Below are 18134 nucleotides of genomic sequence, written 5' to 3'. Positions count from 1 at the left end.
AACAAGTACTTGGAAAACCATTCCAACAAGACAAGCGCAGTCCACTTCAATATTTTTTAATACCAGTTAAATACCTGTTGACAAGCTGGTTTGCCAACCCTATAGTGCCTCAACGCGGGCCATCCCGGCCCTGGCTTTCTCTCACACTCATGATCGAATTTTTCATCGGCGTTGACGGCGGCGGTAGCGGTACCCGGGTGCGCCTGGCGCGCGCCGACGGCGTGGAAATCGGCGAAGGCGCCAGCGGTCCTTCCGGTCTGATGCACGGCATCGCCAACGCCTGGCAGGCGGTCGAAGACGCCGCCGCGCAGGCCTTTCGCGCCGCCGGCCTGCCCTTCCCCGACAAGCAGCGCGTCGCCATCGGCCTCGGCCTGGCCGGCGTGCACAACAAGACCTGGGCGGCGGAGTTCGTCGCCGCCAATCCCGGCTACGCACAAGTGGCGCTGGAAAGCGATGGCCATACCACCGTACTGGGCGCCCATGGCGGCGAACCGGGCGTGATCATCGCGCTGGGTACCGGCAGCGTCGGCGAGATCAAGCTGGCCGACGGCAGCCATGTGGAAGTCGGCGGCTGGGGCTTCCCGGCCGGCGATGAGGCCAGCGGCGCCTGGATGGGCCTGCGCGCCATCAATCATGTGCAGCAGGTACTCGACGGCCGCGTGGCGGCCAACGCTTTCGCCACCGACGTCGCCAACGCCTGCGGCGGCGAGCGCAAGGCGATCCAGGACTGGCTGGCGCAAGCCACACAGACCGCTTATGCGCAGCTGGCGCGCATCGTGCTGCAGCATGGCGACCGCAACGACACCGCGCGCGCCATCCTGACCGAAGCCGGCAAACAGGTGGAGCTGATGGCAAATGCGCTGGACCGCGGCGGCAAGCTGCCGGTGGCGCTGTGCGGCGGACTGGCCGCGCCCATGCGCCCCTACCTGCCGGCGTCGGTGCTGCAGCGCCTGGTGCAGGCGCGCGGCGATTCGGCGGCCGGCGGCCTGCGTCTGATCCAACAACGTTCAAAGAATTCGCAAGCGGAGCCGCGCAGATGAGCGATGCAATCAAAGGCAATATCCTGACACCCGAAGGCTGGGTCCACGGCGAGATCGCGTTCGGCGACCGCATCGCCGCCATCCGCGGCCGCGGCGCCGATCCGGCGCTGAATCAGGATGTGTATATCCTGCCCGGCTTTATCGACCTGCACGTGCACGGCGGCGGCGGCCGGGATGTGATGGAAGGCGGCGACGCGGTGCGCACCATCGCGGCGGTGCACGCGAAACACGGCACCACCAGCATGCTGGCCACCACCATGACCGCGCCGCCGGAAGATATCGACCTGGCGCTCAAGGGCATCGGCGCCGCCGCCGCCCAGCGCGGCAAGGGCGAGGCGCGCGTGCTGGGCGCGCACCTGGAAGGCCCGTTCATCAACTCCGGCAAGCTCGGTGCGCAGCCGCCGTTCGCGCGCTCCGCCAAGCTGGCCGACGTGCGCAAGCTGGAAGAACTGGCGCCGCTCAAACTGATCACCGTGGCGCCGGAAATCGCCGGCCACCTGGAGCTGGTGCGGGAATTGTCGGACGCCGGCATGCGCGTGCAGATCGGCCACACGCTGGGCAGCTACGAGGACGGCGTGGCCGCGCTGAATCACGGCGCCCACGGCTTCACCCATCTGTTCAACGCCATGACCGGCCTGCATCACCGCGAGCCCGGCATGGTCGGCGCCGCGCTGGCGCATGCGCGCTACGCGGAACTGATCCCCGACCTGCTGCACGTGCATCCGGGCGCGATCCGTACCGCGCTGCGCTGCATCCCGCATCTGTACTGCGTGACCGACTCGACCTCCGCCACCGGCATGCCGGACGGCGAGTACATGCTGGGCCGCCACACCGTCATGAAGTGCATGGGCGGCGTGCGCCTGCCCGACGGCACGCTGGCCGGCAGCACCCTCACCATGGACCAGGCGCTGCGCAACCTGGTCGGACTCGGCCTGACGCTGGCGGATGCCTCGGCACGGGTCTCAACCTACGCGGCCGATTATCTCGGCCTGCCGGAGCGCGGCCGCCTGGCCGCCGGCGCCTGCGCCGACTTGGTGGTGCTCGACCGTGACCTGAACCTGCAAGCCGTCTATATCGAAGGAGAACTGCTGTGACCTCAATGATGTTGAAAGAAGCCCTGTCCGCCGCTGATTGCGTCGCCGAGCAACTGGCGCACGATGGCGACCGTTACGCGGAACTGGGCCGCAAATTGAGGAGCACGTCCTTCTCGACCGCGCTGACCATCGCGCGCGGCAGCTCCGACCACGCCTGCGCCTACGTCGCCTACCTGATCATGGCGCGCCTGGGCCGCGTGGTGGCCTCGCTGCCGATGTCGCTGGTGACGCTGAACAAATCGCCGCTGATCACGCGCGACACGCTGGCGATCTCGGTGTCGCAATCGGGCCAGAGCCCGGACGTGGTCGAGCCGATCAAATACTTCCGCGACGGCGGCGCCACCACCATCGCGCTGGTCAACGACATCGATTCGCCGCTGGCCCACGCCGCCGAATGGGCGATGCCGCTGCGCGCCGGCAAGGAGCAGAGCGTGGCCGCCACCAAGAGCTTCATCACCAGCCTGGTGGCCGGCGCGCGCCTGGTGGCCGCATGGCAGAACGATCCGGAACTGCTGGCCGGCCTGCAGGCGCTGCCCGAATCGCTGCGCGCAGCCGCCGCTGAAGACTGGTCGCCCGCCATCGAAGTGCTGGCGCCGGCCCGCAACATCATGGTGGTCGGCCGCGGCATCAGCTTCCCGGTGGCGCTGGAAGCGTCGCTGAAATTCAAGGAAACCTCGGCACTGCAGGCGGAAGCCTTCAGCGGCGCGGAAATCAAGCATGGTCCGATGGCGCTGATCGAGGAAGGCTATCCGCTGGTGATCTTCGCCACCCGCGGTCCGACCCAGGCCAGCCTGCTGGCGCTGGCCAGCGAAATGCGCGGCCGCGGCGCGCGCGTGCTGCTGGCCGCGCCGGCCGACGTGGCCGAACGCGATCTGACCCTGCCCACCGCGGCGACGCCGGATCTCGATCCCATCGTGGCGATCCAGGCCTTCTACAAGATGGCGGCGGAACTGTCGGCCGCGCGCGGCATGGACCCGGACCAGCCGCGTCACCTGAGCAAAGTCACCAAGACCAACTAAGTTTGAGCGCGAGATAACATCGCCAGTCACAGCCAGCCTGGCCCGGTCCACGCTGGCTGTCTTCCTATTCGGAGCAGTGCAATGACCACCCATAACGACCACAGAAAAATTGCCGGCCAGCTGATCATGATCCGCTTCCCCGGCACGGTGCTGGACGCGGCCACCGCGGACTTCCTGAAAGCGAACGGCATCCGCGCCGTCTGCCTGTTCCGCGGCAACATGACCGATTCCGAACAGCTGGCCAAGCTCACCGCCGATCTGCGCGATGTCATGGGCCAGGACGCGCTGATCGCCATCGACCAGGAAGGCGGCGCCGTGGTGCGTTCGACCTGGGTGCCGGCGCCGCCGGCCGCCATGGGCCTGGGCGCGGCCGACGACGCCGACCTGGCCTACCGCACCGGCGCCGCCGTGGCGCGCGCGGTCAAGGCATTGGGCTTCAACTGGAACTTCGCTCCGGTGCTGGACCTGAACAACAATCCGCACAATCCGGTGATCGCCGAACGCTCGTTTGGCGCCGAGCCGCGGCGTGCGGCCGAACTGGCGATGGCCTGGATGGCCGGCAGCCACGCGGAAGGCGTGGCCTGCTGCGTCAAGCACTTCCCCGGCCACGGCGACACCAGCGTCGATTCGCACCGCGACCTGCCAACAGTGGACAAGCCGGTGGATGAACTGAACCGGCTGGAACTGGCGCCGTTCCGCATGGCCTCCGGCGCCGCACCGGCCATGATGACTGCCCATATCGTCTACCCGACGCTGGACGCGGACAACCCGGCCACGATGTCGCGCCGCATCCTCAACGACCTGCTGCGCGAAGAGTGGGAATACAAGGGCATCATCATCACCGATGGCATGGACATGCACGCCATCGCCGGCCGCTATGGCGTCGGCAACGCCGCCGTGCGCGCGCTGACCGCCGGCGCGGACATGGTGATGGCGCTGGGCACCACAGAAACGCAGAACGAAACGCTGGATGCCATCGCCGCCGCCATCGCCTCGGGCGAACTGTCGCAGGCGGAAATCGATGTTCGCCTGGCGCGCCTGTCGTCGCTGGCGCGCGCCTATCCGTGCAAGCCGCGCTCATACAAGGAAGACGCGGCCGACCGCGCGATCATGGCCGAAGGCTGGCGCCGCAGCCTGACCACCTACGGTACGCCGCAGCGTCCCGCCGCCGGCGCCAGGGTGCGTCTGGTCGCGCGCCAGGACGTGGTCAGCGACGGCGTCTCGGAAGCCGGTGTGCCGGCCGCCGTGGTGGCCGCATCGCTGGGCAAGCTGTATGACGTCGACCTGGTCACCTACGACGACGCCGACAGTTTCGACTGGAACGCGCTGCCGCAGGATGGCCGCTACACCCTGCTGGCTTCCACTTCGCGTCTGCGCTACGGCGAACATGCGCGCGGCACCTGGCGTCCCGACCTGCACCTGGCGCTGTGGAATCCGTATCAGGCGCTGGACATCCAGGCGCCGGCGCTGATGACCTACGGCTTCGCCCAGCCGGCGCTGGACGCGATCAACGCCTGGCTGAGCGGCGAACTCCAAGCCAGCGGCAAAGCACCGGTACCCGGTTTCGAATAAAAGCACGCGCGGGAGACAGATAAAAATGAAAGAGCACATCCGCAATCCGAAACTCTGGGTGCCCAGCCTGTACCTGGCGCAAGGCCTGCCATTCTTCGCGGTGGCCATCGTCGCCAACCAGATGTTGAAGAGCATGGGCGTCCCCAACGACGAACTGAATCACTGGACTGGCCTGATCGGCTTCGCCTGGGTGTTCAAACCGCTGTGGAGCCCCTTCCTGGAACTGGCCAGCAGCAAAAAGCTGGTGGTGGTGTTCTTCCAGATCTTCGGCGGCTTGTGCCTGGGCGGGGTGGCGCTGGCTTTGCAGGCGCCGTTCTGGTTCGCGGCGGCGATGGCGATGCTGGCGCTGGTCGGCATCTCCGCCGCCACCCACGATATCGCCTGCGATGGCTTGTACATCACCAGTCTCGATGAAAAGGGACAGGCGAAATATGCCGGCTGGACCGGCACCTTCTTCAACGCCGCCAAATTCTTCACCACCGGCGCGCTGCTGCTGCTGGCCGGGCACTTCGAGAAGACCATGGGCGTGGTGCCGGCATGGACCATTTGCTTCTGCATCCTGGGCGCGCTGATGGTGGGCCTGGGCCTTTATAACAGCTGGTCCCTGCCGCTGGCAAAGAACACCGTCAGTGCCGACACCAATGCCGCCGCCATCGCCCGCACGCTTGCGGAAGTGATCGTCGAATTCTTCCGCAAGCCCGGCATCTGGGTTTCGATCGTGTTCATCATCCTGTTCCGCGCCGGCGAGGCGCAGGTGCAGTCGATCGGCCCGCTGTTCCTGCGCGAGGCGCGCAACCTCGGCGGCCTCGGTCTGACCACGGCCGAAGTGGGCGCGGTGTACGGCACCGTCGGCACCGTGGCCTTCCTGGTCGGCTCCATCGCCGGCGGCTACTTCACCTCGTGGCTGAGCCTCAAGCGCGCCATCCTGTGGCTGATCCTGGCGGTGAACCTGCCGAACATCGCCTTCTATCTGCTGTCCGCCTTCCAGCCCACCGACCTGTCGGTGATCGCCACCGCCCTGAGCGTGGAAATGTTCGGCTACGGCTTCGGCTTCGTGGGCCTGATCCTGTACATGATGCAGGTGGTCGCGCCGGGCAAATACCAGACCGCGCACTACGCCTTCGCCACCGGCATCATGCAGCTGGGCTTCGTGCTGTTCAAATTGTTCAGCGGCGATATCCAGATCGCGCTGGGCTACCAGCATTTCTTCATCTGGGTGATGCTGTCGGCGATCCCGGTGGCGGTGCTGTCGCAGATCATTCCGATGACCGCGCGCCCGCAGGCGCAAGCGAAAACGCCGGAGAGCGCACGGGCCGAACAGGTGGTCTGAGTACACTGCACCGCAGCACATTTGAATTCGGAGTTTCCGCCGATTTTGTGTAACAATACGCGGGTTTACATTCTTACCTGTCTGAGAAGGATAGCCATGTCCCATAATCGTCTTGCCCGTATCACCCTGCTCCTGGCCGCGATCGGCCTGAACGCCGCGCCAGCCATGCTGGGCATGGCCCCTGTTCAAGCGGCGGAAGAGAAGAAGGCGGCCGAACCGCCAAAAGACACCGTACGTCCTGAAATCTACAAACTGATCGACCCCGCGCAGACCAAGCCACTGCTGGACGCCAAGAATTACACCGAATTCCAGAGCCGCATCGACCAGGCAGCGGCGATGCCGAACCTGACGCCGTACGAAGACTTCATCCTGAACCAGATGCGCGTGCAACTGGGCCAGGCGTCGGGCAACCAGGAACTGACCCTGAAAGGCCTGCAGGCGATGATCGATTCGGGCCGTCTGAAGCCTGAAGACAAACTGCGCTTCATCGACGCGGTGGCCGGCATCTACTACAGCAACCTGAAAGACTACGACAAGGCCATCACCTGGTTCGAGCGTTATGGCACCGAATCGGGCGACAAGAACAAGCAGCGCCAGTACATCGTGCGCTCCTACTTCCTGAAAAACGACTTCGCCGCCACCAAGACCGAAGTGCTGAAGGATATCGAAGCCGCCAAGGCTGCGGGCACCGCGCCGTCCAAGGATGAACTGAACCTGCTGGGCAACGTCGGCATCAAGACCAAGGATACCGAACTGTATCTGCAGGCTGTGGAAGAACTGGCGCGCTACTACCCGACCGAAGACTACTGGAACGATCTGCTGAACCGCACCCGCGGCAAGAAGACCTATTCCAACCGCTTCGACCTGGACCTGGTACGTATCAAGGCGGTGATCGTGCCGTCGAAGATGGAGCCTGAAGATTACGCCGAACAGGCCGAACTGGCCGTGCTGGGCGGCTTCTTCACCGAAGCGAAGATCGCCATGGACAAGGGCTACCCGAACGGCATCCCGGCCGGTAAGGACAAGGCCGCACTGGAAAAGATTCGCGCCAGCGCCAACAAGGGCGCGGCTGACGATGCGAAAAACATCGACAGCGGCATCGCCGCCGCGCAGAAGTCGAAAGACGGCGTCGGCCTGGTCAACCTGGGCTACAACTACGTGACCCTGGGCCAGTTCGACAAGGGCATCGACCTGATGAAGCAAGGTATCGCCAAAGGCGTGTCGAAGAATCCTGAAGACGCCAAGCTGCGTCTGGGCTATGCGCTGGCCATGGCCGGCAAAAAGGACGAATCGGTTGAGCTGCTGAAGACCGTGACCGGCAACGACGGTCGCGGCGATCTGGCCCGCTACTGGATCATGTACCAGACCGGCCCGAAAGTCGCGCCGGCAGCCGCTGAAGCCAAGTAATCTGAAAAAGCCAGCTTAAATACAAGCTGGCTTTTTTTTACTTCATCGCTTCCGACAGCGTGTTCAAAAGCTGATGTTCGCCGTCGGCGCTCAACTCCCAGAACATTGCCCCACGCAGGCCCTGCTGCTTGATGTAGCGGGCCTTTTCCTTTAGCGAAGCCGGATCCTCGTACGTGATCCACACCTGCTCTTTGGCGCTGTACAGATACGGCACGCGCGCCGCCTCGTTCCAGTATCGCTTGTAGCCATTGCCGCCTTCGAACGATGGCGTCAGCATGCCCAGCTTGCGCAGCAGGCTGAAACCGTAGAAGCTGCCGCCATTGAAGCCGCTGGTGGTGCCGCCGTTGCACGGCTGGTACTGTCCATCGCCCTGCGGGCCGGGCGCACAGCCCTTCCAGCCATGCCCGTAGAACGGCACGCCCAGCACCAGCTTATCCTTGCTGACGCCGGCCGCCAGGTAACGCTGCACCGCCGCCGAGTCGTAGGCGCCGGCGGCGGTCGCCGGATCCTTCGCGTCGGCGTACAGGGCCGCATGGTGGCCGCTCAATTTGTCCCATGGCGCGTGGAAGTCGTAAGCCATCAGATTGATCCAGTCCAGGCTCTGCGACATGTCTTTCACCCACGCGCCATCGCCTGTATAACTGGCATTGGCGCCGGCCGCGATGGTGACCAGATAATGCCTGCCATCCTCCTTGCCGGCCTGGTCGAAGGCCGCGCGAATCTCGCGCGCCCAGGTGACGAAGTTTTGCCGGTCCTGCGGCCGTGCGCATACCTCGCCCACGATGCAGGGCACGCCGACCTCGCCCGGAAATTCCCAGTCGAGGTCCACGCCATCCAGCCCGTATTTGCGTATCGCCTTCAGCGTCGACGCGATGAAGTTCGCGCGCGCCCGCGGCGAGTCTGCCACGTTGGAGAAACGGTTCGACCAGTCCCACCCGCCGACCGAGATCACCACCTTGAATTGGGGATTGGTCTTCTTCAGCGCCACCAGCGCACGCAGATTGGCGCCGTCTTCCGCCTCGTCGCGCCAGGCCAGCGCGCCATTGAGCGGCTCCTGGCAGGCGGCCACGAAGTTCACCGAAGGCTCGGCATTGCCATGCTTGCCCTCCCAGCACAGATCGACGAAGGCATACAGCGCCATGGTCAGCTTGTCGGCGCCGATGTTGGCCGCGCTGACCGGATAGGCCTCGTGCTTCCAGCCCGGATAGTAGCCGACGACTTCGGTCGCCATCGCCGGCAGCGCGGCCATCATGGCCGCGGTCATTAGTAGGTTAGCTCGCATTCAGTTCCGCCACAAAGTCATACATATCACTCCTGAAGTAAGAACGGCAGAATTCCACCGCCCGCCCATCGCGCAAAAAACCCAGACGCTCCACCGCCAGTCCCGCGTCGCCCTCCTGCGCCTGCAGCAGCGTGGCCTGCTCCGCGTTCAGCAGCAGGGCCGACAGGCGCTGCAAGGCGCGCACCGGCCGGTTGCCGGACTTCTCCAGCGCGTCGTACATCGACACATCCACTGCCTCCAGCGATGGCAGACAGGAGGCCACGATGGTCGCGTATTCCAGGCACATGGGCACATCGTCCGCATAACGCATGCGGTGAAAGCGATAGACCCTGGAGCCCGGACTCAATCGCAGCCGCATCGCCTCGTCCGGCGTCACCGTGCCCTCCGAGCGTTTCAGCCACACGCTGCGCGGCGTGCGGCCGCGCGCGCGCATGTCCTCGGAAAAGGAAGTCAGCTTGGCGAAGTTCTTTTCGATGCGGGTGTTGATGAAGTTACCGGAACCCGGCCGGCGCACCAGTACGCCCTCGCTCACCAGACCATCGATGGCCTTGCGCACCGTGATGCGGGAGATTTCGAGATCGGCGGCCAGCTGGCGTTCGGCCGGCAAGGCGTCCTCCGGCTTCAGCAGATGCTGTTCGATGGCCGAGCGCAGCGCGCGCTGCAGACGCTGGTACAGGGGCAGATTACTGGTCTCATTCAGGTGCTGTCGGATGTGTACCAGTGGGGACGTTTGATCGCTTTTCATGACGATGAAGACTTCCTCTGTGTGTTTGTTCGACGATAATACCAAAAAAAGACCAGCCGCCATGACCAGGCGTTGCAGCATCACCTAAAAATATCCGACATTTTGCATACAGCCTTTAGACAAAGGCTTTCTTTGTGTTGCAAGCGCGCACAACCGATTTCCATACCACCAGCAATCCGGTATTGGTATGTTGCTCAAACGCCATTTTGTATGTCGCATACAACATAACAAAAAAGAATTTTAAAGTGGTAGTGATCTGGTATTGAAAGGCGAGTATATTGGCGTTGGATTGGTTTTCAACAATCGGTTTGGCTCGGCGGAGCCTTCATCAACGGGAGGGAACATGTATCACAATTCGAATAACATCAAAATGTCCAAACTAACGCCCATCGCGACTGCCACGGCGATCCTGGCGCTGAGCGTCATGGTCAATGCCCAGGCACAGCAGCAGAATGCCGACAAGGAGCCGGAAACCGTCATCGTGACGGGCATCCGCGGCGCGCTGCAGCAGTCGCTGTCGGTGAAGCGTAATGCGTCGAGCAACGTCGACGTGATCACTGCCGAAGACGTCGGCAAGATGCCGGACAAGAACGTGGCGGACTCGCTGCAGCGCATCCCCGGCGTGAACATCTCCACTTCGGGCGCGGGCTCGGGTGGCTTCGATGAAAACGACCGCGTCTCGCTGCGCGGCACCGCGCCTTCGCTGACCCAGACCCTGATCAACGGTCACGCCGTGTCGTCGGGCGACTGGTTCGTGCTGGACCAGGTGGGCGGCGCCGTTGGCCGTTCGACCTCGTACTCGCTGCTGCCGTCGGAAATCGTCGGCCAGGTGGTGGTCTACAAGGCGCCAACCGCTGACCAGGTCGAAGGCGGTTCGAGCGGCTCGATCGATATCAAGACCCGCCACCCGCTGGACTTCAAGAACGCCATCTCGATGGAAGCCACCGTGCAGGGCGTGTACTCGTCGCTGGCGGAAAAAACCGATCCGCAGGTCAGCGCACTGTTCAACTGGAAGAACGACGCCGGCACCCTGGGCCTGATGGTGCAGGGCTTCTCGGAAAAACGCTCGCTGCGCCGCGACGGCCAGGAACTGCTGCAATGGACCCAGGTGCTGCCGTCCAACCCCGCGGTGAAGACCAATCCGGATCTGGCCAACGTCTGGTTCCCGCGTCTGATCGGTTCCTCGCTGTTCCAGCAGGAGCGCAAGCGTACCGGCGGCCTGGTCGACCTGCAGTTCAAGCCCAGCCGCGACTTCAGCCTGGAGGCGACCTACTTCCGCTCCAAGCTGGACGCCTCGAACTACAATACCAACTACATGACGGACATGAACGGCTCCGGCGCGCTGGGTTCCGGCGTGGCGCCCGATCCAGGCTACGTGATCCGCAACGGCACGCTGGTCTCGGCCTCGTTCACCAACAAGGGCACCGCCGGCGCACCGCTGCGCTACGGTATCGTCGACAACATCGTGCGTAACGGCGAATACGCGCAGAGCGAATTCTTCGACCTGAGCGCCAAATGGCGTCCGACCAGTCAGCTGTCCCTGACCGCGATGGCCGGCACCACCAAGGGCAAGGGCGTGACGCCGCAACAGGGCGTGTACGAGGGCGACATCAACAACTCGGGCATGAGCTACACGCTGAACGGCCTGGGCTCGCCGGCCACGGTCAAGTTCCCGAACATCAATACCGCCGTCTTCACCGGCACCAATCTGGACTGGATCTTCGGCACCTCGCCTGCCACCACCGACGACAAGGAAACCTACGGCCAGATCGACGCCGCCTTCCAGCTCGACGCCGGCATGCTGCGCGAGATCAAATTCGGCATCCGCGGCACCCACCACACCCGCAGCAACTTCGAAGTGGCGCAGGGTCCGAACTGGAGCAACACCGACGTCGGCGGCAGCAGCACCAACCCGGCATGGAGCGGCACCACCTATCCCGGCAACTTCGGCAGCGACCTCGGTGGCGACTTCCCGAAAAACGTCTGGATGCTGGACCCGTCCATCCTGGACGCCTGGGGCACGCTGCACTCCAACCGTGACGTCAGCCGCACCTACTACCAGGACATGTTCAACCTGAAGGAAAACACCAAGGCCTTCTACGTCCAGGGCGAGCTGGAAGGCGAAGGCTGGAGCGGCAACGTCGGCGTGCGCGTCGTGCGTACCGAAGGCACCTCGAACGGTTACCAGATCCTGCCGAATCAGCCGGCCGGCCAAAACCTGCCAGCCTACCCGTGGGGCGGTTATGTGCAGCAGACCTCGATCGACAACAACACCACCATCCCGCTGCCTAGCCTGAACCTGAAGTTCGACCTGCGCAACGACCTGGTGGCGCGTCTGGGCCTGTCGCGCACCATGACCCGTCCCGATTACGGTGCACTGGGCGGCGCCGTGCTGCTGACCGACGAAACCCACACCGGCAATGGCGGCAACGCGAATCTGAAACCGGTCAAGTCGAACAACCTGGACGTGTCGGTGCAGTGGTACTACGCGCCACGCGCCCTGCTGTCGGCGGGTCTGTTCTACATGGACCTGAAGGACTACGTCGGCTATGGCACCAGCACCGGCACCTTCATCGACACCCGCGCTTCGCAGGAACAGGGCAAAGCGGTGTTCGCGACCTACCAGATCACGTCGCCGATCAACGTCGGCGCCAAGGTCAAGGGTCTGGAACTGGCCGCGCAGGTACCGCTGCCGATGGGCTTCGGTCTTGACGGTAACGTGACCCTGGCCGACTCGCACCTGGACTTCGGCGCCTGCCCGGCCCTGCAGACCGCCACTTCCGGCGATCCATGCGACATGCTGGGCGCGTCGAAGACCACCGCCAACGCCGGCCTGTTCTTCGAAAACGACAAGTGGAATGCACGTGTGAGCTACTCGTGGCGTTCGGCCTTCCTGGCAGCCCAGGACCGCGGCGCGCCGCTGTACCAGGACGACACCGGCACCGTGTCGGCTTCGTTCAACTACAACATCAACAAAAACATCGTGCTGACCATCAGCGGCCAGAACCTGAACAACCCGATCCTGAAAAACTACATCTACAACAAGGATCAGCCGGCACGCTTCTATGCCAACGGCGCGCAATACTACGCCGGTCTGCATATCAAGTACTAACCGTTTCATTGTGTAGTCTGTGTGCCCGCCACGGTCTCCCCAGCCCTGGCGGGTTTTTTTCGGGCTCTATCGGAAGATATGTTTCAGCGATTGTGCCTCTGGCAACGCATCGCTCCAGGCCTCCAGTTGCGGCAGACTGGCTTTCGCCAGCTTGTTCCGGATGGATGCAGGCAGTGCACCGAAGCGCCGGGTGAGCTGCCGTTCCAGCAGTGCCAGTGCGCCTTCCTTGCGACCTTGCGCCAGCCCTTGCTCGATACCCTGCTCACGGCCTTGCTCGATACCCTGCTCACGGCCTTGCTCGATACCCTGCTCACGACCCTGTGCGATACCCTGCTCACGACCGTGTTCGATGCCTTGCTCAAGACCTTGCTTCAGACCTTGCTCCCTTCCTTGCTGCAAGCCCCGCTCCAAGCCTTGCTTCAGGCCCCGCTTCCATCCTTTGTCGATGAATGACTGTTCCAATGGGGTGACGCATTCCATCTTGAGCTCCTTTTCCAGCTTCAATACGGCCCGCCAGTAACGCTGCTGATGGGATTCAGGCAAGGCCATCATCCAGTTAATCACTTTGAACAACGTTATTATGCGCGCCTTGCGCCACCCGTGCCGGTACAGAAGCTTGGTCAACTGCCATTTGGCCGCATACAACTGATCCTGATCGTGTCGCGCCTGCTGCGTTCGCAAGTGGGCCAGCGTAATCCAGGCGAAGGGATTGGCGGACGTCTGCAGCACATCGGTATTTGTCGCGTAGTCGATCAGCTTGGCAGTGACAAAAGAAATACCCATTACGGTGCCCAGCACGTCGTTATGGAATGCATGTGGACGCCAGCTGGGATCTTCGTCCGCAAGCAACACCAGGCTGGCGACCTGCTGTCGATGTTCTTTAAAAATGCGGTAGTTATAGTCGAGCACACGCTCCGCCAACATTGCATCATGTTGCGCCTGGACTTCGACGTGGACCAGCACCCACTGTCGGCGACCGTCGCGCAGCGCCACCTCGACCAGTTTGTCCGCCACCATGCTGTCCGGTGTGGCGCCGAGGCTGATTCCGGCCAGTTCCTTGTCGCGGAAACGCGGGCGTTGAGACCAATCGATCTGGGCGTACAGCTCCGGGAAGAAGAAACGCACGAAAGCGCGAAAGGCGTGCGTTAACGCTGCTTTCCATGGCAGATCATAACGGGCAAACAGGGCGGCGTTCGACATCTCGCCAGTCTACGACCGTGCGCCATTCAGCCGCGTTGAGGTAATACAAAGCCCGGCCCGATTCCATCGCAGAAAACCGTGGAGCTGGCTGCCGCCATCGTCAGTGCAGCATTTTTATGCCATCATACGTCGCATGAATACGCTCACCGAATATCGCGATCTTGATCCCGCGCGCTTCTTCAGCGAGGTCGCCGGCAGCTACCGGCCCGCTGTCCTGCGCGGCTTTGTGCGGCATTGGCCGGTGGTGCAAAAGGCACTGCAGTCGCCGGAGGCGCTGTGCCAATACGTGATGGGCTTCGACCGGGGATATGAGGTCGACGCGGTGATGACGCCGCCGGCCGAGCGTGGACGCCTGTTCTACAAGCCGGACATGGAGGGATTCAACTTTGTCCGCAACAAGGTGCCGGTCTCGCGCGTGATCGAACAGCTGGCGCGCTACTCGCAGTTTGAGGCGCCCCCGTCAGTGGCGGTGCAGAGCGCGCTGATCGACGACTGCCTGCCCGGCTTCGCCGAACAGAACGTGGCGCCGGCGCTGCCGTCGTCCGCGCGTCCGCGCCTGTGGCTGGGCAATACCATCACCACGCCGGCGCACTTCGACGAATCGTACAACCTGGCCTGTGTGGTCAGCGGCGCGCGCCGCTTCACGCTGTTCCCGCCGGAGCAGGTGGACAACCTGTATATCGGCCCGCTGGACTACGCTCCCACGCCGACGCCGATCAGCATGGTCGATTTCCGCACACCGGATTTCGACCGCCATCCGCGCTTCCGCGAAGCGCTGCGGCACGCGCTGGTGGCCGACCTGGCGCCTGGCGACACGCTCTACATCCCCACGCTGTGGTGGCATCACGTGCAGTCCAGCGGCATCCTCAACATGATGGTCAACTACTGGTGGAAGAACGAACAGCCGGCCGACGACGCCGGCACCACCTTCGAGGCGCTGGTCGCCACGCTCAAGGCCATGAAGCACCAGCCGCCGGAAGTACGCGCCGCCTGGGGCGCGATCTTCCGGCACTACGTGTTCGATCCCGAGCAGGACCCGTCGGCGCACCTGCCCGCGCACGCACAGGGTGTGCTGCGCAAGGCGCGTCCCGATTAGCGCTTGCGGCGTATGGTCGCGGCCACCGACCAGTCGCGGTCCTGCAAACCGGCGCCCAGCGCCTCTTCCATATTCCCGCGCACCACTTCCGCCACCGGCAGCACCGCACCCTGGGCCTCGGCCGCCGACAAGGCCAGCTTCACATCCTTGAGGCCCAGCGGCAACTTGAAGCCCGGCTCGTAGCTATCGCTGGCGATGAAACCGCCGTAGCGCTGGTAGCTCGGGCACGCGAACAAGGTATTGGTCAGCACATCCAGCAACTCCCTTGCGGACACGCCATAACTCTCGCTCAGGTGTGCCGCTTCGCCCATCGCCGCGATGGCCTGGGCGATCATCAGATTGCCGGAGATCTTGACCACATTGGCGCGCTTCGGATCATCGCCCAGCGGCCAGGTCTTGCGCCCCACCGCGTCGAACAGCGGCTGCACTTTGGCGATTGCCTGCGCATCGCCCGCGGCGATCACATTCAGCTGCGCAGCGGCGGCGGCGGCCGGCACACCGAACACCGGCGCCGACACGTAGGCCACGCCGGCCGTCTTGTGGCGCGCCACCAGCTCGTCCACCAGCGCCAGCGATATGGTCGCCATCATCGCGTGCACACACGCCGGGTTGGCGCCTTGCAGCGCGCCGCTGTCGAGGATCACGCTGCGCACCGCATCGTCATTGGCCAGCATGGTCAGCACCGCGTCGGCCTCGAACGCCTGCTGCGGCGTATCGAGCACGGTGACACCTTCGATCGCCTCGGCCGCCGCGCGGTTGCGGTTCCAGACACTCACGCGATGGCCAGCCCGCACCAGATTCGGCACGATCGCCGCCCCCATCGCACCCACACCAATAAAACCGACTTTCATTGCATGCCTCCCTTTCGATAACAGCTTCTCAGTATGCGCCTGCCGCAGGGCGCACGGTAGTGGACCGGCGCGTACAAATGTTATACGCTCGGCGTATGACCACATCGCCGCCCACCTCCGCCGACCGTATCGAGTTGATGCAGACTTTCGTTCGCATCGTGGAGGCGGGCAGTCTGTCGTCTGCGGCGGCGCAGCTGGGGACGACGCAGCCAACCATCAGCCGCCGGCTGCAGACGCTGGAACGCATGCTGGGCGTGCGCCTGCTGCAACGCTCCACCCACGCCATGCAGCTGACCGAGGATGGCGAATGCTGTCTGCTGCACGCGCGCGAGCTGCTGTCGCATTGGACCATCCTCACCACCGATGCGCGCAACGCACGCGACGAGCCGGAAGGGACGCTGCGCGTGGTGGCGCCACACGCGTTCGGCCAGCGGCAGCTGATCGCGCCGCTGGTGGAATTCATGCAGCGCCATCCGCGCGTCTCGGTCGAATGGATGCTGCATGACCGTACGCCCGATTTCGTCGCCGAGAACATCGATTGCGCCATCCACGTCGGCGAGGTGCGCGAGCCGTCATTGGTGGCCATCAAGCTGGGAGCAATCCGCTGTATCGCCATCGCCGCGCCATCGCTGCTGCAGGGCGCACCGCTGCCCGCGCATCCCGACGACCTGCTGCGCCTGCCCTGGCTGGCCCAGCGCACTTTTTATCGCGACGAGGTCACGCTCACGCACGCCGTCAGCGGCGAGAAGGTACGGCTGTCGATCAAGCCGCGTCTCAGCACCGATAACCTCTACGCCGTACGCAACGCCACCACGTTGGGACTCGGCGTGTCGGTGGCATCGGCCTGGGCGCTGCACGAGGAACTGGCCGATGGTCGCCTGGTGCACCTGCTACCGGAGTGGAAAGGCCATGCGCTGCCCTTGTATCTGCTGTATCCGCACGCGCGCCACTATCCGGCGCGGCTGCGCAGCTTCATCGACAGCATGCGCGCCGCCATGCCCGCCATCCTGTCGGACCTCTGAGAACAGCAGTCAAGCCGCTTTGGCCAGGCCGAAGATCAGCGACTGGTGCGCCGCCGCGCCGGCCATGGCACCGTCCGCGACAGCGAACGCCACGCTGCCTGCCACGCGCGCCGCGTCGCCGCAGGCAAAGACGCCGGGAATACTGGTGGCCTTGGTCATCTCAGTGCGTACATAACGGCCCATGGCGCCGTCCTCCATGTCGCAGCCCAGCGTTTCCGCCAGCGGACTGGCGCTGTGCAGGCGAGTCAGCACGAACAGGCCGTCCATGGCCAACGCACGGCCGTCGTGCAGCTCCACCGTCGCCAGCGCGCCGATGGCGCGCACCGGCGTGCGCTCGATGACGACGCCGCGCGCCGCCAGTTTTGCACCCTGCTCTTCATCGGGCTCGAACGCGCCATTCAGGAAGAACGTCACCTGCCCCCAGTCCGGCAACATCATCGCATGGTGAAAGGACATGGGACTTGTAGCCAGCACACCGATGCGCCCCTGATCCAGCTCGTAACCGTGGCAGTAGGGACAATGAAACACGCTGCCGCCCCAGCGCTCGGCAAGGCCGGGGATCGCCGGCAGCTCATCGACCATGCCGGTGGCCAGCACCAGCCGTCGCGCGTCGAAGGCCCGGCCATCGCTCAGCGTCACGCGGAAGCCTGCGTCTTGCGCGACCGCCTGCGCCGCGCGACCTTGCTGCCATTGGACTGTCGGATACCTGAGCAACTGAGCACGGCCATCAGCGGCGATGGCGGCTGCCTCGCGGCCATCCTGGCCGAGGAAGCCATGCGAATGCCGTGCGTAGCGGTTGCGGCGCTGGCCCGCATCGATCACCAGCACGCGGCGCCGCGCCCGCGCCAGTTGCGTGGCGGCGGACAGACCGGCGTAACTGCCGCCGACCACGATGACGTCATATTCAGCGATGCTCATGGTGTGCTCCCTTGTGGTGTGCGTATTCCTGATTGAAGCGCGCCGACAGCTGGGCCAGCGTCACATCCTTGAATCGGGAGACCAGCAAGGCCTCGGCTTCGTCAAAAGCGTCGGCCAGCGCGTCGTTGACGGCGCGCTCCACCAGGCACTGCGGCTGCTCGACGCGGTTCCCCATCGCGAACACGGTGGGCGCGCCGAGCGCCTGATACACGTCCCACAGCGTCACCTGACGCAGGTCGCAGGTGATGCTCCAGCCGCCGCCATGGCCCTTGTCGGAGCCCACGTAGCCGCGCTCGCGCAGGCCGGCCAGCACGCGCCGCACCAGCACCGGGTTGGTGCCGAGGAAGCCGGCCAGCTCCTCGGAGGTATAGGGCCTGTCGCCGTGCGCCATGTGCAGCAGCACGTGCAGAATGGATGATAGTTTGCTGTCCCGTCTCATGTAACTA

At 64.3% G+C, this 18134-nt stretch carries 15 protein-coding genes; 9 read left to right on the top strand and 6 right to left on the bottom strand.

Annotated elements, in window-relative coordinates; genetic code table 11:
* The first annotated feature begins 149 nt into the window (after positions 1-149).
* The 6 genes from E4L98_RS23505 to E4L98_RS23480 all read left to right on the top strand — a co-directional run bounded on the left by E4L98_RS23505 (position 150) and on the right by E4L98_RS23480 (position 7462).
* Positions 150-1040: a glucosamine kinase nucleotide-binding domain-containing protein gene (locus tag E4L98_RS23505; protein WP_135203961.1), complete on the top strand. Its 891-nt coding sequence runs from the start codon at positions 150-152 to the stop codon at positions 1038-1040.
* On the top strand, positions 1037-2134 hold the full coding sequence (nagA, locus tag E4L98_RS23500) for an N-acetylglucosamine-6-phosphate deacetylase (RefSeq protein WP_135203960.1): 1098 nt from the start codon (positions 1037-1039) through the stop codon (positions 2132-2134). Before E4L98_RS23505 ends, nagA begins: the two co-directional genes overlap by 4 nt.
* 5 nt (positions 2135-2139) lie before the next feature.
* Complete coding sequence (locus tag E4L98_RS23495) at positions 2140-3153, top strand: SIS domain-containing protein (RefSeq protein WP_135203979.1); 1014 nt, start codon at positions 2140-2142, stop codon at positions 3151-3153.
* Positions 3154-3234: 81 nt separating this feature from the next.
* Positions 3235-4725, top strand: coding sequence for a beta-N-acetylhexosaminidase (nagZ, locus tag E4L98_RS23490; protein WP_229257535.1), 1491 nt, complete (start codon positions 3235-3237; stop codon positions 4723-4725).
* A gap of 25 nt (positions 4726-4750) precedes the next feature.
* The gene (locus E4L98_RS23485) at positions 4751-6055 is read left to right on the top strand and encodes an MFS transporter (protein WP_135203959.1); all 1305 of its coding nucleotides are present in this window, start codon (positions 4751-4753) and stop codon (positions 6053-6055) included.
* A gap of 96 nt (positions 6056-6151) precedes the next feature.
* The gene (locus tag E4L98_RS23480; RefSeq protein WP_135203958.1) at positions 6152-7462 is read left to right on the top strand and encodes a tetratricopeptide repeat protein; all 1311 of its coding nucleotides are present in this window, start codon (positions 6152-6154) and stop codon (positions 7460-7462) included.
* 37 nt (positions 7463-7499) lie between these two features.
* Here E4L98_RS23480 and E4L98_RS23475 read toward each other — a convergent pair whose 3' ends face one another.
* A complete protein-coding gene (locus E4L98_RS23475) occupies positions 7500-8714 on the bottom strand; it encodes a glycoside hydrolase family 18 protein (protein WP_229257534.1) in 1215 nt (404 codons plus the stop codon).
* Between the two features lie 19 nt (positions 8715-8733).
* On the bottom strand, positions 8734-9489 hold the full coding sequence (locus tag E4L98_RS23470) for a GntR family transcriptional regulator (protein WP_135203956.1): 756 nt from the start codon (positions 9487-9489) through the stop codon (positions 8734-8736).
* A gap of 370 nt (positions 9490-9859) precedes the next feature.
* Here E4L98_RS23470 and E4L98_RS23465 point away from each other — a divergent pair, with 370 nt between their 5' ends.
* Positions 9860-12601, top strand: a complete 2742-nt coding sequence (locus tag E4L98_RS23465; RefSeq protein WP_167761427.1) for a TonB-dependent receptor — start codon at positions 9860-9862, stop codon at positions 12599-12601.
* 66 nt (positions 12602-12667) lie between these two features.
* On the opposite strand, the gene E4L98_RS23460 is transcribed toward E4L98_RS23465, so the two are convergent.
* Positions 12668-13801, bottom strand: coding sequence for a DUF4351 domain-containing protein (locus tag E4L98_RS23460; protein WP_135203954.1), 1134 nt, complete (start codon positions 13799-13801; stop codon positions 12668-12670).
* 133 nt (positions 13802-13934) lie between these two features.
* Between E4L98_RS23460 and E4L98_RS23455 the strand changes: the two genes are divergently transcribed.
* Positions 13935-14897, top strand: a complete 963-nt coding sequence (locus tag E4L98_RS23455) for a cupin-like domain-containing protein (RefSeq protein WP_135203953.1) — start codon at positions 13935-13937, stop codon at positions 14895-14897.
* On the opposite strand, the gene E4L98_RS23450 is transcribed toward E4L98_RS23455, so the two are convergent.
* The gene (locus E4L98_RS23450; protein ID WP_135203952.1) at positions 14894-15748 is read right to left on the bottom strand and encodes an NAD(P)-dependent oxidoreductase; all 855 of its coding nucleotides are present in this window, start codon (positions 15746-15748) and stop codon (positions 14894-14896) included. The two genes, E4L98_RS23455 and E4L98_RS23450, sit on opposite strands and share 4 nt — an antisense overlap.
* 95 nt (positions 15749-15843) lie before the next feature.
* On the opposite strand from E4L98_RS23450, the gene E4L98_RS23445 reads away from it, so the two are divergent.
* Positions 15844-16770: a LysR family transcriptional regulator gene (locus E4L98_RS23445; protein ID WP_205746818.1), complete on the top strand. Its 927-nt coding sequence runs from the start codon at positions 15844-15846 to the stop codon at positions 16768-16770.
* Positions 16771-16779: 9 nt separating this feature from the next.
* Here the strand turns inward: E4L98_RS23445 and E4L98_RS23440 are convergent, their stop codons facing one another.
* Together E4L98_RS23440 and E4L98_RS23435 are read right to left on the bottom strand one after the other, a co-directional pair.
* A complete protein-coding gene (locus E4L98_RS23440; protein WP_135203951.1) occupies positions 16780-17688 on the bottom strand; it encodes an NAD(P)/FAD-dependent oxidoreductase in 909 nt (302 codons plus the stop codon).
* Entirely contained in the window at positions 17675-18127 is a 453-nt protein-coding gene (locus E4L98_RS23435; RefSeq protein ID WP_135203950.1) for an Rrf2 family transcriptional regulator, read from the bottom strand. The genes E4L98_RS23440 and E4L98_RS23435 overlap by 14 nt, the downstream gene beginning before the upstream one ends.
* Positions 18128-18134: the final 7 nt, after the last annotated feature.

Origin of the sequence: Duganella callida (assembly GCF_004614165.1) — a bacterium.
GTDB lineage: Bacteria > Pseudomonadota > Gammaproteobacteria > Burkholderiales > Burkholderiaceae_D > Rugamonas > Rugamonas callida.
This window is presented reverse-complemented; position numbering and strand designations above follow the sequence as displayed.

Coding starts and splice junctions, on each gene's coding strand:
- E4L98_RS23445 (WP_205746818.1), top strand. CDS start 15,844: ATGACCACATCGCCGCCCACCTCCGCCGACCGTATCGAGTTGATGCAG.
- E4L98_RS23455 (WP_135203953.1), top strand. CDS start 13,935: ATGAATACGCTCACCGAATATCGCGATCTTGATCCCGCGCGCTTCTTC.
- E4L98_RS23460 (WP_135203954.1), bottom strand. CDS start 13,801: ATGTCGAACGCCGCCCTGTTTGCCCGTTATGATCTGCCATGGAAAGCA.
- E4L98_RS23465 (WP_167761427.1), top strand. CDS start 9,860: ATGTCCAAACTAACGCCCATCGCGACTGCCACGGCGATCCTGGCGCTG.
- E4L98_RS23440 (WP_135203951.1), bottom strand. CDS start 17,688: ATGAGCATCGCTGAATATGACGTCATCGTGGTCGGCGGCAGTTACGCC.
- E4L98_RS23475 (WP_229257534.1), bottom strand. CDS start 8,714: ATGATGGCCGCGCTGCCGGCGATGGCGACCGAAGTCGTCGGCTACTAT.
- E4L98_RS23435 (WP_135203950.1), bottom strand. CDS start 18,127: ATGAGACGGGACAGCAAACTATCATCCATTCTGCACGTGCTGCTGCAC.
- E4L98_RS23450 (WP_135203952.1), bottom strand. CDS start 15,748: ATGAAAGTCGGTTTTATTGGTGTGGGTGCGATGGGGGCGGCGATCGTG.
- E4L98_RS23505 (WP_135203961.1), top strand. CDS start 150: ATGATCGAATTTTTCATCGGCGTTGACGGCGGCGGTAGCGGTACCCGG.
- nagZ (WP_229257535.1), top strand. CDS start 3,235: ATGACCACCCATAACGACCACAGAAAAATTGCCGGCCAGCTGATCATG.
- E4L98_RS23470 (WP_135203956.1), bottom strand. CDS start 9,489: ATGAAAAGCGATCAAACGTCCCCACTGGTACACATCCGACAGCACCTG.
- E4L98_RS23485 (WP_135203959.1), top strand. CDS start 4,751: ATGAAAGAGCACATCCGCAATCCGAAACTCTGGGTGCCCAGCCTGTAC.
- nagA (WP_135203960.1), top strand. CDS start 1,037: ATGAGCGATGCAATCAAAGGCAATATCCTGACACCCGAAGGCTGGGTC.
- E4L98_RS23495 (WP_135203979.1), top strand. CDS start 2,140: ATGATGTTGAAAGAAGCCCTGTCCGCCGCTGATTGCGTCGCCGAGCAA.
- E4L98_RS23480 (WP_135203958.1), top strand. CDS start 6,152: ATGTCCCATAATCGTCTTGCCCGTATCACCCTGCTCCTGGCCGCGATC.